Source organism: Streptomyces sp. NPDC031100 (assembly GCF_055570785.1).
Window position 1 is genome coordinate 167,067 of record NZ_JBVIGN010000008.1, and the last position, 13,806, is coordinate 180,872.

General features: G+C 69.5%; 14 protein-coding genes and 1 riboswitch. Of the genes, 8 read left to right on the top strand and 6 right to left on the bottom strand.

Annotation, left to right across the window (positions count from 1 at the left end; translation table 11 throughout):
• Positions 1 to 135: 135 nt before the first annotated feature.
• Complete coding sequence (locus ACZ5DS_RS23365; RefSeq protein WP_468241674.1) at positions 136 to 546, bottom strand: hypothetical protein; 411 nt, start codon at positions 544 to 546, stop codon at positions 136 to 138.
• A gap of 420 nt (positions 547 to 966) precedes the next feature.
• Here ACZ5DS_RS23365 and ACZ5DS_RS23370 point away from each other — a divergent pair, with 420 nt between their 5' ends.
• A complete protein-coding gene (locus ACZ5DS_RS23370; RefSeq protein WP_468241676.1) occupies positions 967 to 1,233 on the top strand; it encodes a hypothetical protein in 267 nt (88 codons plus the stop codon).
• A gap of 16 nt (positions 1,234 to 1,249) precedes the next feature.
• Here the strand turns inward: ACZ5DS_RS23370 and ACZ5DS_RS23375 are convergent, their stop codons facing one another.
• The 3 genes from ACZ5DS_RS23375 to ACZ5DS_RS23385 form a co-directional block, all read right to left on the bottom strand.
• Positions 1,250 to 2,179, bottom strand: a complete 930-nt coding sequence (locus ACZ5DS_RS23375; protein ID WP_468241679.1) for a 1-phosphofructokinase family hexose kinase — start codon at positions 2,177 to 2,179, stop codon at positions 1,250 to 1,252.
• A gap of 122 nt (positions 2,180 to 2,301) precedes the next feature.
• Entirely contained in the window at positions 2,302 to 3,444 is a 1,143-nt protein-coding gene (nagA, locus tag ACZ5DS_RS23380; protein WP_468241681.1) for an N-acetylglucosamine-6-phosphate deacetylase, read from the bottom strand.
• The gene (locus tag ACZ5DS_RS23385) at positions 3,444 to 4,385 is read right to left on the bottom strand and encodes an ROK family protein (RefSeq protein WP_468241683.1); all 942 of its coding nucleotides are present in this window, start codon (positions 4,383 to 4,385) and stop codon (positions 3,444 to 3,446) included. The genes nagA and ACZ5DS_RS23385 overlap by 1 nt, the downstream gene beginning before the upstream one ends.
• 108 nt (positions 4,386 to 4,493) lie before the next feature.
• Here ACZ5DS_RS23385 and ACZ5DS_RS23390 point away from each other — a divergent pair, with 108 nt between their 5' ends.
• Genes ACZ5DS_RS23390 through otsB form a run of 3 tightly spaced genes read left to right on the top strand, consistent with a single transcriptional unit; the run spans position 4,494 to position 6,914 of the window.
• A complete protein-coding gene (locus ACZ5DS_RS23390) occupies positions 4,494 to 5,768 on the top strand; it encodes an extracellular solute-binding protein (protein WP_468242172.1) in 1,275 nt (424 codons plus the stop codon).
• A gap of 35 nt (positions 5,769 to 5,803) precedes the next feature.
• Positions 5,804 to 6,028 (top strand): DUF3263 domain-containing protein, encoded by a 225-nt coding sequence (locus tag ACZ5DS_RS23395; RefSeq protein ID WP_468241685.1) that lies wholly within the window; start codon positions 5,804 to 5,806, stop codon positions 6,026 to 6,028.
• A 52-nt stretch (positions 6,029 to 6,080) separates the two neighbouring features.
• Positions 6,081 to 6,914 carry a trehalose-phosphatase gene (gene otsB, locus ACZ5DS_RS23400; RefSeq protein ID WP_468241689.1) on the top strand — a complete coding sequence of 278 codons (834 nt, stop codon included), beginning with the start codon at positions 6,081 to 6,083 and terminating at the stop codon, positions 6,912 to 6,914.
• On the opposite strand, the gene ACZ5DS_RS23405 is transcribed toward otsB, so the two are convergent.
• Both ACZ5DS_RS23405 and ACZ5DS_RS23410 read right to left on the bottom strand, forming a co-directional pair.
• Positions 6,911 to 8,329, bottom strand: a complete 1,419-nt coding sequence (locus ACZ5DS_RS23405; protein ID WP_468241691.1) for an alpha,alpha-trehalose-phosphate synthase (UDP-forming) — start codon at positions 8,327 to 8,329, stop codon at positions 6,911 to 6,913. The genes otsB and ACZ5DS_RS23405 overlap by 4 nt on opposite strands.
• An 86-nt stretch (positions 8,330 to 8,415) precedes the next feature.
• Positions 8,416 to 9,360, bottom strand: coding sequence for a glucosyl-3-phosphoglycerate synthase (locus ACZ5DS_RS23410; protein ID WP_468241693.1), 945 nt, complete (start codon positions 9,358 to 9,360; stop codon positions 8,416 to 8,418).
• A gap of 130 nt (positions 9,361 to 9,490) precedes the next feature.
• Positions 9,491 to 9,633, top strand: a riboswitch (SAM riboswitch).
• Between the two features lie 17 nt (positions 9,634 to 9,650).
• Between ACZ5DS_RS23410 and thrC the strand changes: the two genes are divergently transcribed.
• The 4 genes from thrC (at position 9,651) to groL (ending at position 13,805) form a co-directional block, all read left to right on the top strand.
• The gene (gene thrC / locus ACZ5DS_RS23415; RefSeq protein ID WP_468241696.1) at positions 9,651 to 10,934 is read left to right on the top strand and encodes a threonine synthase; all 1,284 of its coding nucleotides are present in this window, start codon (positions 9,651 to 9,653) and stop codon (positions 10,932 to 10,934) included.
• Complete coding sequence (locus tag ACZ5DS_RS23420; protein WP_468241699.1) at positions 10,931 to 11,206, top strand: MoaD/ThiS family protein; 276 nt, start codon at positions 10,931 to 10,933, stop codon at positions 11,204 to 11,206. Before thrC ends, ACZ5DS_RS23420 begins: the two co-directional genes overlap by 4 nt.
• 443 nt (positions 11,207 to 11,649) lie before the next feature.
• A complete protein-coding gene (locus tag ACZ5DS_RS23425) occupies positions 11,650 to 11,856 on the top strand; it encodes a cold-shock protein (protein WP_019057200.1) in 207 nt (68 codons plus the stop codon).
• 326 nt (positions 11,857 to 12,182) lie between these two features.
• Positions 12,183 to 13,805, top strand: a complete 1,623-nt coding sequence (gene groL / locus ACZ5DS_RS23430) for a chaperonin GroEL (protein WP_468241702.1) — start codon at positions 12,183 to 12,185, stop codon at positions 13,803 to 13,805.
• Position 13,806: the final 1 nt, after the last annotated feature.

Genomic DNA, 13,806 nt, shown 5'->3' on the forward strand with positions numbered 1-13,806 from the left:
GCGACAAGTGCAACGTCCTGCTGGACCAGTTGTGGCTGAAGGAAGGCAAAGTCGGAAGCTGACGAGCTGAGAAACAGGCCCCGTCGTCCCATGTGGAGACGACGGGGTTCCCCTCCTGGTGCCAGGCCCTGGCTTTCAGGCCCAGTCGGTACAGGAATTGAGAAGAGTGTCGCCCTTAAATCTGGCGACCTGCACACCGATTTCGAAGAGCCCTTTATCGTCTGACGCGGAGCTACTCCAGATCTTGGATGTACCTGATCCATCCAGGTTCTTCCGCCAAGGCCAAGAGACCACGTGACCGTTGTACTGCTTGCTGACCAGCCGTATCCGGACATGATCACCATCAGGGCTGGTGTCGTAAAGGTTGAAAACCAACCCGACTGTCGCGGTGGGCTGGTACCAATTGGTAATCTTCACTCCCCCCGACGCCCCGGTGGTTGAGCACCCGGCAAACGCAGGGTCGTCAGCCTGTGCTGGACTAGTTGTGAAGGCACTGAGAAGAATTGCTGCCGCGCCGGAAATTGCAAGTCCCGCCGTTTTGTTCACGTTCGCTCCTGGGTGTGCTGTCTGGATGGCGCCTTGGCAGGCTAGCCGCTTCATATCCCTGAAGAAGGGGGACCTCAGAGGTTGGCTGAAACCTTTCTTCTGTGCACCGTCCACTACCTGGAGCATCCTTGCCCGTTCATCGCATCGGGGCGCAGCTGGCTCAGAGTTGGGCCGCGCTGACTTCCCCCGTCACTGCCACCCGCCCCAACGGCTCCTCGTACGCCCTCCGGTCGCACTCCCCAGTCATAGGCGCCACAAGACGGAGGTCTTGCAGAGGGCTAGCACAGTTCTGGAGCCGGCACTTCTCTATGTTCCGCCGTCAGATGCTCGGCCGTACGAGTGGTTAGTTCGTTGAGCAGTTTTTCGGAATGATTGTCGAGGTAGCTTCGCGGTGACGTTGTTCTAGAGGAGGCGGAAACCATGCGTGCACTCAGAACCTTGGCCATTGCGATCGCCACCCCTGTTCTGCTCGCCGCGATCGGTATGACTGGCGCAACCGCGGTTACTTCGCAAAAGTCCACCACCGAGGGATCGGTCGAGGGAGCAATCGCGCGCCCTGAGCCTGCCCCTGACAGTGCGCACGGTGAGGCCAAGAAGGCTCCCGATGACGAAGAGGAAGTGGAAGAGGGGCTCCTCGGCACTCTCACGGGTGAACTCTTTGATCGCGTTGGTCCTGGCGCATCGTAAGACCCTCAAGAAGAGATCACGCGGCGCTGGCTTTCCCGGTCACCGAAATCCGCCCCAGTAGCTCCTCGTACACCGACTGGTCGAACTCACCGGCCGCCGGAGCCACCACCGTCGCCGCCGACAGGGCGACCGCGCGGGCCAGGCGGTCCGGCCAGGGGAGCCGCTCCACGAGCCCCGACAGCAGGCCCGCGACCGCCGAGTCCCCCGCACCGGTCGGGTTGCCGTGGACGCGGGTGGGTGGGGTGGCGTGCCAGTGGCCCTCCGGGGTCACGGCGAGCAGGCCTTCCGCGCCCAGCGAGGCCACCACCGCCTGGGCCCCGCGCCGCCGCGCGTCCTGGGTCGCGCGCAACGGCTCGTGGGATCCGGTGAGTTCGGCCAGTTCGTCGGCGTTGGGCTTGATGATGTCGGGGCGGGCGGCGACTCCGCGCCGCAGGGGCTCGCCGCTGGTGTCCAGGAGGATCGGGACGCCGAGAGTGCGTGCGGTGCGGACCAGGCCCGCGTACGCGCCGACCGGTACCCCCGGCGGCAGGCTGCCGCACAGGGCCACCGCCGAGGCCCCGTCCAGGAGTTCGCTGTATGCGCCCAGGAAGGCGGCCCACTCGGCCGGCGAGACCTGCGGGCCCGGTTCGTTCAACTGGGTCGTGTCGCCGGATAGTTCGTCCACGACCGCGATCGTGCGACGGGTCGCCCCGGCGACCGGCACCAGCGCGTCCGTCACGCCGGGCGTGTCCGCGAGCCGGTCGCGTATCGCGCGCCCGGTCGCGCCGCCCGCGAAACCGGTGACCGTCACCTCGTGGCCGAGGGCGGCCAGGACCCGGGCGACGTTCACGCCCTTGCCGCCCGGGCGTTCCATGACGTCCGAGACGCGGTGCGAGGTGTGCGGGCGCAGGGACCGTACGCGATAGGTGATGTCGAGAGCGGTGTTCAGTGTGACCGTGAGGATCACCGGGGCCGACCTCCCTCGAAGTCCCTACGCGCGCCATCGTTTCCGGGGACCCGATCATGCCAAAGAGACGGCGGCCGGCCCAGTGCGAGGATCGGCCGCCGGCTGGCGAAGAGGGGGACGGATCAGGGCAGTTGGGGCGCTACCACCCATTCGCCCTGGCGCATCACGCCCTTCACGTCGAAGTTCGCGTCCAGCAGGACCAGGTCCGCGTCCTTGCCGGGTTCCAGGGAGCCGATGCGATCGGAGAGGCCCAGGAGGCGGGCCGGGTTGGCGGAAAGAGCCGCTACGGCGTCCTCCACCGGCAGCTGATCGACGGTCACCGCCCGCTTGAACGCCCGGTCCTGGGTCAGCGTGGAGCCCGCGATCGAGCCGCCCTGCACCAGCCGGGCCACGCCCGCGCTGACCTCGACCTCCAGCGGGCCGAGCATGTAGCGGCCGTCGCCGATGCCGGCCGCGTCCATCGCGTCGGTGATGAATGCGACCCGGCGCGCTCCCGCGTGGTGGAAGGCCAGCTCCAGGGCGGCCGGGTGCAGATGCGTGCCGTCGTTGATCAGCTCCACCGTCACCCGCTCGTCCTCCAGCAGGGCGGCGATCGGGCCGGGGGAGCGGTGGCCGAGGGTGGGCATGGCGTTGAAGAGGTGGGTGGCGACCGTGGCGCCCGCGTCGATGGCCTCGACCGTCTGCTCGTAGGTGGCGTCCGTGTGGCCGATGGCGGCGATCACGCCGTGCTCCGCGAGCAGTCGTACGGAGTCGATGCCGCCCGGCAGCTCGGTGGCGAGGGTGACCATCTTCGCCCGGCCGCGCCCCGCGTCGATCAGCTTGCGCACCTCGGCCGGCTCCGGGTCGCGCAGCAGCTCCTCGGAGTGCGCGCCCTTGCGGCACGGGGAGATGAACGGCCCCTCGAAGTGGATGCCGGCGATGTCGCCCTGCTCGGCCAGCTCGCTCAGCAGCCCGGCCTGCCGCACCAGCAGGTCCATCTCGTCGGTGACGGTGGAGGCGACCAGCGTGGTCGTGCCGTGCAGGCGGTGGGTGCGGATGGCGGTCAGGACGTCCTCGGCCGTGCCGGAGAAGGAGGCTCCGCCGCCGCCGTGGTTGTGGATGTCCACGAAGCCGGGGACCAGCCAGTGGTCGCGTACGTCGATGACCTCGGCGTCCGCTGGTGCGGTCGCCGCGATCCTCGTGCCCTCCACGACCACCCGCCCGTCGTCCACCACGCCGGTGGGCAGCACCACCCGAGCACCTGCGAGTACCAAGCTGGGAGCCATCAGGCGGTTACCTCCGTGGGGTCGGTGGAGTCGAGGAGATCCCGGGCGAGAAGTCCCGCGCCCAGGCAGCCGGCGGTGTCGCCGAGGGCGGCGGGGACGATGGACGGCAGCTTCTGGAAGGTGACCCGCCGCCGGACGGCGTCCCGCAGCGGTGAGAACAACACTTCCCCCGCCTCCGCCAGGCCGCCACCGATGATCAGCGTGCGCGGGTCCAGCAGGGTGAGCGCGGTGACCAGCCCGTCGGCGAGCGCGTCCACCGCCTCCTGCCACACCCGGACGGCGTTCGGGTCACCGGACGCGACGGCCTTCGCGCAGTCGGCCGCGTCCGCGTCCGGGTCCCCGCAGGCCGCCGCCCACGCCTCGCTGACGGCGGACGCGGAGGCGTACCGCTCCAGGCAGCCGCGCTGCCCGCAGGGGCAGGGGGTGCCGGACGGTCGTACGACGATGTGGCCGATCTCGCCCGCGAAGCCGTGCGCGCCCGCCTCCACCCGGCCGTCCACGCCGATGGCCCCGGCGATGCCGGTGCCCAGCGGCACGAACAGGAACCGGTCGGCGCCCTTGCCCGCGCCGATGCGGCCCTCGGCGAGCCCGCCGGTGCGCACGTCGTGGCCGAGCGCCACGGGCACGCCGAGCCGCTCGGCGAGCAGGTCGCGCAGGGGTACGTCCCGCCAGCCGAGGTTGGCCGCGTAGACGGCGATGCCCTGCTCCTCGTCGACGATGCCGGGGACCGCGAGGCCGGCCGCGGCGGCCGGTTCGCCGTAGTGCTCCCTGCCGTACGCGTGCAGGTCCGTGGCGAAGTCGAGGATGCTCCCGACCACCGCCTCGGGCCCGCGCTCGCGGCCGGTCGCGCGGCGGGCGCGGTGCAGCAGCGAGCCGTCGTCGCCGACGAGGGCCGCCTTCATCCCGGTACCGCCCACGTCCAGGGCGATGACATGTCTCACGGGAACAGTGTGGCCCGCAGACCCACAAGAGGTCTAGTCCACTCGCGTGGTGTAGACCTTATGTGTCCACATATTGAACGGTCAGACAGCAGGGTTGGGGCTTTGACGGTGCGTCGGCGTACGGCAGGAACGATCGCGGTGGTGTCCGCACTGGGCATGACGGCGGTCCTCGGCGGCTGCGGGAGTACGGGCTCCTCCGACGTGACCCTCAGACTCGTCGCGGCCGACTACGGCGACTCCGCGAAGAACAGCTCCAAGAAGTACTGGGACGAGCTGGTCAAGGCGTACGAGGCCAAGCACTCCGGCGTGAAGATCGAGGTCAGCGTCTACTCCTGGAACGACGTCGACCGCAAGGTCAAGGAGATGGTCGACGCCGGACACGCCCCCGACATGGCCCAGATCGGCGCCTACGCCGACTACGCGGCCGCGGGCAAGCTCTACCAGGCCTCCGACCTGCTCTCCATACGCACGCAGGCCGACTTCCTCTCCCAGCTCTCCGACGCGGGCCAGTGGAAGCACGTGCAGTACGGCATCCCGTTCGCCGCCTCCACCCGGGTGCTCTTCTACAACAAGGCCCTCTTCAGCCAGGCCGGCATCACCCCGCCCACCACCTGGAGCGAGCTGGCCGCCGACGCGAAGGCACTCAAGGCCAAGGGCGTGAAGTACCCCTACGCGCTGCCGCTCGGCCCGGAGGAGGCCCAGGCCGAGACCATGCAGTGGCTGCTGAGCGGCGGAAACAGCTACACCGACGACCTCGGCACCTACACGATCGACTCGGCGCAGAACGTCCAGACCTTCACCTGGCTCAAGGACGAGCTGGTCGGCAAGGGGCTGACCGGACCCGTGGAGCCCGGCAAGCTCAACCGCGCGGACGCCTTCGCCGCCTTCGCCGACGGCCAGGTCGGCATGCTCAACGGGCATCCCACGCTGATCCAGCAGGCCGCCGAGAAGGGCGTGAAGTTCGGCACGGTCCCGATGCCGGGCCGCTCCGGCAAGGCCAAGGCCGCGATGGGCGTCGCCGACTGGATGATGGGCTTCAAGCAGAGCGGGCACGCCCGGCAGATCGGCGACTTCCTCGACTTCGCCTACAACGAGAAGAACGTCCTCGCCTTCTCCCGTGAGTACGGGCTGCTGCCGGTCACCAGCTCCGCGTCCAACACCATGACCGAGTCGGACGCGGCCTCGGACAAGGACCTGCACCCCTTCCTCGACCAGCTGCCGATCTCCGAGCTGTATCCCGTCGGCAAGACCTCATGGGCGGCGGTCAGCGCGGCCGTGAAGAAGGACATAGGCCAGGCGGTCACCCCCGGCGGCAGCCCCGCCGGCGTCCTGACCCGCCTCCAGGCGACGGCGACGGCGGCGGACAGCAGCGACGTGCACTGAGCCGGTTGTCGGTGCCCGGCGATACGGTTGCCTGCATGGAACTGGGCAGCCGTGAGAAAGCCATCCTCGCGCTGGAGCGCCGGGGTTTTCCCGGCCCCGGCGCGAAGGAGCGGGCGATACGCGAGGAACTGGGCCTGGCCCCGGTGCGCTACTACCAGCTCCTCAACGCCCTGCTGGACGACCAGAGGGCGCTGGCGCTGGATCCGGTGACGGTGAACCGGCTGAGGCGGGTGCGGGAGGCGCGCCGGGCCGAGCGCTGAGACGTTCCCGGGCCCAGGAGTGACAGCGACCCACGCTGGATACTGTCGGTGTATGGACCTTCTGCCGACCCCGGCGACCCAGGCAGGGCGGGACGGACTCCAGGCGCTGCTCGCGAAGCCGCACACCGCGGTGATCGGCCTCGACTTCGACGGCACGCTCGCCCCGATCGTCGCCGACCCCGAGCAGGCCCGCGCCCACCCCGACGCCGTACCCGCACTCGCCGCGCTCGCCCCCAAGGTGGCCTCCGTCGCCGTCATCACCGGCAGGCCCGCCGAGGTCGCGGTGCGCTACGGCGGCTTCGCGGGCGTGTCCGGCCTGGAGCACCTGGTCGTACTCGGCCACTACGGCGCCGAGCGCTGGGACGCCGTGACCGGCACGGTCACCGCACCCCCGCCGCACCCCGGCGTGGCCGCGGTCCGCGCCGAGCTGCCCGGCCTCCTGGACCGCGTCGGCGCCTTGCACGGCACCTGGATCGAGGAGAAGGGCCGCGCCGTCGCCGTCCACACCCGCCGCGCCGACGACCCCCAGGCCGCCTTCGAGGCCCTGCGCGAGCCTCTCGCCGGCCTGGCCGCCCGGCACGGACTGATCGTCGAACCCGGCCGGCTGGTCCTCGAACTCCGGCCGCCGGGCATGGACAAGGGCGTCGCCTTCCGCGACCACGTCCGCGCCACCGGCGCCGAGACCGTCCTCTACGCCGGCGACGACCTCGGCGACCTCCCCGCCTACGCAGTCGTGGACGAACTCCGCTCCGACGGCACCCCCGGCCTCCTGGTCTGCAGCGGCAGCACCGAGGTCACCGAACTGGCGGAACGGTCGGACGTGGTGGTGGAGGGCCCGGAGGGAGTCGTAGCCCTCCTCCGCTCCTTGGCGGCACACCTGGGTTAGTCGTCGAGTGCGTGCAGCTGATCCAGGAACCACTGCGCAGGCGGCAACCCGGTAGCGGCGGCAGCCAACCTCTTCGACCGCTCCGCCCGCTCGTCCGCCGGCAGGCTCAGCGCAGTGTGCAGCGCCCTCGCCGTCCCCCCGATGTCGTACGGGTTCACCCCGATCGCATCCTCGCCCAGCTCCTCGTACGCCCCGGCCTCCCGCGACAGCACCAGCGCGCACCCCTCGTCGGAGACGACCGGCACCTCCTTGGCGACCAGGTTCATGCCGTCCCGGATCGGATTGACCAGCGCCACGTCCGCGAGCCGGTACGCGGCCAGGGAGCGGGCGAAGTCGTCCTTGACGTGGAGGATGACGGGGGTCCAATCCGCGGTCCCGTACACGGAGTTGATCGTCTCCGCCTCCCGCTGCACCTCCGCCGTGTACTCGCGGTAGACGGCGAGGTCCTGCCGGGACGGGTAGGCGAAGGCGAGATGGACGACCCGTTCGCGCCACTCGGGGTGGTCCTCCAGCAGCTGCCGGTACGCCAGCAGGCCGCGCACGATGTTCTTGGACAGCTCGGTGCGGTCCACCCGGACGATCGTCCGGCGCCCCTCGCCGATCTCGTCCCGCAGCGCGGCCATCCGTTCGGCCACGTCCGGCCGGTGCGCCCGCTCGCGCAGGAAGTCCGCGTCCGCCCCCAGCCCGTGCACCCCGATCCGGGTCCCGGACGGGATGCCGGGACCCAGCACCGCGTGACAGCAGTCGGTGAAGGCGTCCGCCCACCGCCGGGTCAGGAACGCGGCCCGGTCCGCGCCCAGGATGCCGCTCAGCAGCTCGGCCGCGATGTCGTCGGGCAGCAGGCGGAAGTAGTCCGGCGGGGCCCACGGGGTGTGCGAGAAGTGGCCGATGCGCAGGTCGGGACGGAGCTGCCGGAGCATCCGGGGGGCGAGGGCCAGGTGGTAGTCCTGGATGAGCACCGCCGCGCCGTCCGCCGCCTCCTCGGCCAGCGCCTCGGCGAAGGCGCGGTTGTACGCCTCGTACGACGCCCACTGCCGCCGGAACTCCGCGTCGAAGATCGGCTCCAGCGGGGTCTGGTACAGCATGTGGTGGACGAACCAGAGCACCGAGTTGGCGATGCCGTTGTACGCGTCGGAGAACACGGTCGCGTCGATGTCGAGCATCCGCACCCGCTGCCCGCCGGTCTCCTCGGCCGGCAGCAGCCCGCCGCCCGCGCGCCGTACCGCCTCCCGGTCGCCGCCGCCCAGCGCGGCGCACACCCACACCGCGTTGGTGTCCGGACCGATGGCCGACAGCCCCGAGACCAGCCCGCCGCCGCCCCGTTTGGCGAGCAGCGAGCCGTCCTCGAGGGCCTCGTACGCAACCGGGCCGCGATTGGACGCGACCAGAACGTCAGCACCGTGGGTGGAAGCCATGGTCCTCAACCTAGCCCGGCCCCGAAACGCTCAAACGTACGGTCTGCCCCGGAAGGGGGCTGTATACAGCCGTTCTCGCGCGCGCCTCACGCCACCCGGCGCGCCGCGTACTCCGCGATCTCCGCCATCGGCGGCCGCTCCTCGGTGTCCACCGAATAGGTGCGCGGCTCGAACCCGTCCTCACCCCGCTCGAACTGGGTGAGGCAGGGGCGGACGAGATGGCCGCGGGCCAGCCGGAGCTGGGCCGTGCGGTAGATCGCCGCGGCCATGCGGCCGAGGGCCTGGCCGTCCTGGTGCCGGTGCTTGCGGACGCCGACGTCGACCTGGGCGAGGGCGTCCAGGCCGACGAGGTGCAGAGCGTCGACCAGCATGCCCAGTTCCACGCCGTAGCCCACCGGGAACGGCAGCTGCTCCAGCAGCGAGCGGCGGGCCGCGTACTCGCCGCCCAGCGGCTGCACGAATCCGGCCAGTTGCGGCCAGTGCATGTTGAGCAGCGGGCGGGCCATGAGTTCCGTGACCCGGCCGCCCTGCCCCGCCGCGCCGGCGAGCGGACGGTCGTACATCGCCTTGACCAGGTCGACGTCCGGTTCGGTGAGCAGCGGGCCGACGATGCCGGAGACGAAGTCGGAGGAGAACTCCTTCAGGTCGGCGTCGATGAAACAGACGATGTCGCCGTGGGTCACCAGCAGCGAGCGCCACAGCACCTCGCCCTTGCCGGGGGCGGCCGGGATGCGGGGGAGGATGTCGTCGCGGTGGACGACCCGCGCGCCCGCGGCGGCGGCCACCGCGGAGGTGCGGTCGGTGGACCCGGAGTCGACGACGACGATCTCGTCGACCAGCGGGACCTGCTCCATGAGGTCGTGACGGATGACTGCGACGATGTCGCCGACCGTCTCCTCCTCGTTGAGCGCGGGCAGCACGACGGAGACCGACTGGCCCGTGCGCTGCTTGGCCGCCAGGATCTGGTGGAGCGGGCGATCGGTCACGGACCAGGAGCGGGTGGCCAGCCAGCGCTCGACTTCTTCCAGCACAGTCAGCGGCTCCTCACGTGTCTCGCGGTTCGGACGACTATCTCAACTGTCCTGGCCTTCGGTTACAGTCTTGAACAACGCCGATGACCATCGCATGTCGAGGGTCAACCACGCGTTGACAACTACATACCGCTCATCCAGAGGGGCAGAGGGACACGGCCCGATGAAGCCCCGGCAACCCTCCAGTCGGTTTCTCGTTCTCCAGCGAGGCTCCCGGCTAGGGAAGGTGCCAAATCCGTCTCACGGCGAGATGCGTCGTGAGGAAGATGAGGAGAAAGGGCCTCGCCTCCATGGCTGTGCAGACAGTTGCAAGCACCAGCAATCCCACCGTAGACCTCGGCCCCGCCGCGGCGCTGAGCTGTCGCGAGTGCGGTCACCGGGTGCCCCTCGGGCCGCTGTTCGCCTGCGAGGAGTGTTTCGGCCCGCTGGAGATCGCCTACGACTTCTCCGCGTACGACACCGAAGAGCTGCGTAAGCGCATCGAGGGCGGCCCCGCGAACATCTGGCGTTACGCGCCGCTGCTGCCCGTCCCCGCCGACGTGGCCGACAAGCCCAACATCAACCCCGGCTGGACCAAGCTCGTCAAGGCCGACAACCTGGCGCGCGAGCTGGGTGTCACCGGCGGGCTGTACGTGAAGGACGACTCCGGCAACCCGACGCACTCCTTCAAGGACCGGGTGGTCGCCCAGGCCCTGGAGGCCGCGCGCGCCTTCGGCTTCACCACGCTCTCCTGCTCCTCGACCGGCAACCTGGCCGGCGCCGTCGGCGCCGCCGCCGCCCGGGCCGGCTTCCGCTCCTGCGTGTTCATCCCGCACGACCTGGAGCAGGGCAAGGTCGTCATGGCCGCGGTCTACGGCGGTGAACTCGTCGGCATCGAGGGCAACTACGACGACGTGAACCGCTTCTGCTCCGAGCTGATCGGCGACCCGGCCGGCGAGGGCTGGGGCTTCGTCAACGTCAACCTGCGGCCGTACTACGCGGAGGGCTCCAAGACCCTGGCGTACGAGATCTGCGAGCAGCTCGGCTGGCGGCTCCCGGACCAGATCGTGGTCCCGATCGCCTCCGGCTCCCAGCTGACGAAGATCGACAAGGGCCTGCAGGAGCTGATCAAGCTCGGTCTGGTCGAGGACAGGCCGTACAAGATCTTCGGTGCGCAGGCCGAGGGCTGCTCGCCGGTGTCCACGGCCTTCAAGGCCGGCCACGACGTGGTCCGCCCCCAGAAGCCGAACACCATCGCCAAGTCCCTCGCCATCGGCAACCCGGCCGACGGCCCGTACGTCCTCGACATCGCGCGCCGTACCGGCGGTGCGGTGGAGGACGTGACGGACGAGCAGGTCGTCGACGCCATCAAGCTGCTGGCCCGGACCGAGGGCATCTTCGCGGAGACCGCCGGCGGTGTGACCGTCGGCGTGACGAAGAAGCTGATCGAGAACGGCGTCCTGGACCCGTCCCTGACCACGGTCGTCCTCAACACGGGTGACGGCCTCAAGACCCTCGACGCGGTGGCCGGCACCGGCCTCACCGCCACCATCCGCCCGACCCTGGACTCCTTCCGAGAGGCTGGCCTCGCATGAGCGTGACCGTTCGCATCCCCACCATCCTGCGCACCTACACCGGCGGCCAGGCCGAGGTCGCCGCCGAGGGCGCGACCCTCTCCGAGGTCATCGCGGACCTGGAGAAGAACCACACCGGGATCGCCGCCCGCGTGCTGGACGACCAGGGCAAGCTGCGTCGGTTCGTCAATGTGTACGTCAATGACGACGACGTGCGTTTCGAGCAGGGCCTGGAGACCGCGACCCCGGACGGCGCCGGTGTCTCCATCATTCCGGCCGTCGCCGGCGGCTGACAGAATGACCGATCATTACCTTCGGTAACCCCGGTCACTGAATGTTCATCCCATTGCCCCCTCCGTGAGAGAAGCGGAGGGGGCAATTCTGTGTGATTGAGCGCGGTACAGTTGGGGAACGCGCTCCGGGCTTGCGGGTCGCAAGCCTCGGAAACATGCCGTCCGCCCCGATGAGAAGTAGCCAAAGTGTGCGGGCGATATGCGGCATTCGCGCCATTTGTGGAGCCCGACTTGCCCTGAATTCGGACGAATTCTCGGCAGATTCCGGACCGGGCTCGTCCAGAATTCTCGTCCGATTGACCTGTTGCAGACGGCAGTTGGACAGATACATTCAGCCGCGGTCGACGCGTTCCGGCGCACGCCCCCGACCAATGGGGGGTGAGGTCTGACCCGGGTCCGCGAAGTGTGGATCTGTGCAAGGGCCAGTAATAGGGGAGTTAGGCATGGCTCAGGGCACCGTCAAGTGGTTCAACGCGGAGAAGGGGTACGGCTTCATCGCGGTCGACGGTGGTGCGGATGTTTTCGTCCACTACAGCGCGATCCAGATGGACGGTTACCGCACCCTGGAAGAGGGACAGCGGGTCGACTTCGAGATCTCGCAGGGCCAGAAGGGCCCGCAGGCGGACATGGTCCGGCTGGCGACCAGCTGAAGCACGCGTCGACTGACAGCGACGTTCTACTGCTCATCTTCGAAGGGCCCGTACCTCCTGGGGTGCGGGCCCTTCGTCATGCCCGCCGCCCCCGTGTTCGCGCGCGGCTGAGTACCCCCTCCGTCACCCCCGAGGCGCTTGCACTCGGGGGTGCCGAGTGCTAATCATTGGCGTTAGCACTCTGAAGGTGAGAGTGACAAAGAAGGACCGGGTCGGTGAGGCCCGCAGGCCAGGTGGGGCAAGGAACCACAGGTCGGCGAGCCGTCCGTCGCGGGCGCGGGCGCGGTCCGAAGGAATCACCCCCAGTCCTGGAGGGACCACTTCACATGGCCAAGATCATCGCGTTCGACGAGGAGGCGCGGCGCGGCCTCGAGCGCGGCATGAACCAGCTCGCGGACGCCGTGAAGGTGACGCTCGGCCCCAAGGGCCGCAACGTCGTCCTCGAGAAGAAGTGGGGCGCCCCCACGATCACCAACGACGGTGTCTCCATCGCCAAGGAGATCGAGCTCGAGGACCCGTACGAGAAGATCGGCGCCGAGCTGGTCAAGGAAGTCGCGAAGAAGACGGACGACGTAGCCGGTGACGGCACGACGACCGCGACCGTCCTGGCCCAGGCCCTGGTCAAGGAAGGCCTGCGCAACGTAGCCGCCGGCGCCAACCCGATGGCTCTCAAGCGCGGTATCGAGAAGGCCGTGGAGGCCGTCTCCGCCGCCCTCCTCGAGCAGGCGAAGGACGTCGAGACCAAGGAGCAGATCGCCTCCACCGCGTCCATCTCCGCCGCCGACACCCAGATCGGCGAGCTGATCGCCGAGGCCATGGACAAGGTCGGCAAGGAAGGCGTCATCACCGTCGAGGAGAGCAACACCTTCGGCCTGGAGCTCGAGCTCACCGAGGGCATGCGCTTCGACAAGGGCTACATCTCCGCCTACTTCGCGACCGACATGGAGCGCATGGAGGCGTCGCTCGAGGACCCGTACATCCTCATCGCCAACTCCAAGATCGGCTCCGTCAAGGACCTGCTCCCGCTCCTCGAGAAGGTCATGCAGTCGGGCAAGCCGCTGCTGATCATCGCCGAGGACGTCGAGGGCGAGGCCCTGTCGACCCTGGTCGTCAACAAGATCCGCGGCACCTTCAAGTCCGTCGCCGTCAAGGCCCCGGGCTTCGGCGACCGCCGCAAGGCCATGCTCGGCGACATCGCCATCCTCACGGGCGGCGAGGTCATCTCCGAGGAGGTCGGCCTCAAGCTGGAGAACGCGACCCTGGACCTCCTGGGCCGCGCCCGCAAGGTCGTCATCACCAAGGACGAGACCACCATCGTCGACGGTGCCGGCTCCTCCGAGCAGGTCAACGGCCGGGTGAACCAGATCCGCGCCGAGATCGAGAACAGCGACTCGGACTACGACCGCGAGAAGCTGCAGGAGCGCCTGGCGAAGCTCGCCGGCGGTGTCGCGGTCATCAAGGCCGGTGCCGCCACCGAGGTGGAGCTCAAGGAGCGCAAGCACCGCATCGAGGACGCCGTCCGCAACGCGAAGGCCGCCGTCGAGGAGGGCATCGTCGCCGGTGGTGGCGTGGCCCTGCTGCAGGCCTCGGGCGTCTTCGAGAAGCTGGAGCTCGAGGGTGACGAGGCGACCGGCGCCAACGCCGTGAAGCTCGCGCTGGAGGCTCCGCTGAAGCAGATCGCCGTCAACGGTGGTCTCGAGGGCGGCGTCGTCGTGGAGAAGGTGCGCAACCTGGCCGTCGGCCACGGTCTGAACGCCGCCACGGGCGAGTACGTCGACATGATCGCCGAGGGCATCATCGACCCGGCGAAGGTGACCCGCTCTGCCCTGCAGAACGCCGCCTCCATCGCCGCGCTGTTCCTCACCACCGAGGCCGTCATCGCCGACAAGCCGGAGAAGGCCGCCGCGGCTGCTCCGGGCGGCATGCCGGGCGGTGACATGGACTTCTGAT

What these genes read in the sequence shown, in the direction of transcription:
- ACZ5DS_RS23370 (WP_468241676.1), top strand. Translation starts at nt 967, where the DNA reads ATGCGTGCACTCAGAACCTTGGCCATTGCGATCGCCACCCCTGTTCTG.
- nagA (WP_468241681.1), bottom strand. Translation starts at nt 3,444, where the DNA reads ATGGCTCCCAGCTTGGTACTCGCAGGTGCTCGGGTGGTGCTGCCCACC.
- ACZ5DS_RS23395 (WP_468241685.1), top strand. Translation starts at nt 5,804, where the DNA reads ATGGAACTGGGCAGCCGTGAGAAAGCCATCCTCGCGCTGGAGCGCCGG.
- otsB (WP_468241689.1), top strand. Translation starts at nt 6,081, where the DNA reads ATGGACCTTCTGCCGACCCCGGCGACCCAGGCAGGGCGGGACGGACTC.
- ACZ5DS_RS23405 (WP_468241691.1), bottom strand. Translation starts at nt 8,329, where the DNA reads ATGGCTTCCACCCACGGTGCTGACGTTCTGGTCGCGTCCAATCGCGGC.
- thrC (WP_468241696.1), top strand. Translation starts at nt 9,651, where the DNA reads ATGGCTGTGCAGACAGTTGCAAGCACCAGCAATCCCACCGTAGACCTC.
- ACZ5DS_RS23420 (WP_468241699.1), top strand. Translation starts at nt 10,931, where the DNA reads ATGAGCGTGACCGTTCGCATCCCCACCATCCTGCGCACCTACACCGGC.
- ACZ5DS_RS23425 (WP_019057200.1), top strand. Translation starts at nt 11,650, where the DNA reads ATGGCTCAGGGCACCGTCAAGTGGTTCAACGCGGAGAAGGGGTACGGC.
- groL (WP_468241702.1), top strand. Translation starts at nt 12,183, where the DNA reads ATGGCCAAGATCATCGCGTTCGACGAGGAGGCGCGGCGCGGCCTCGAG.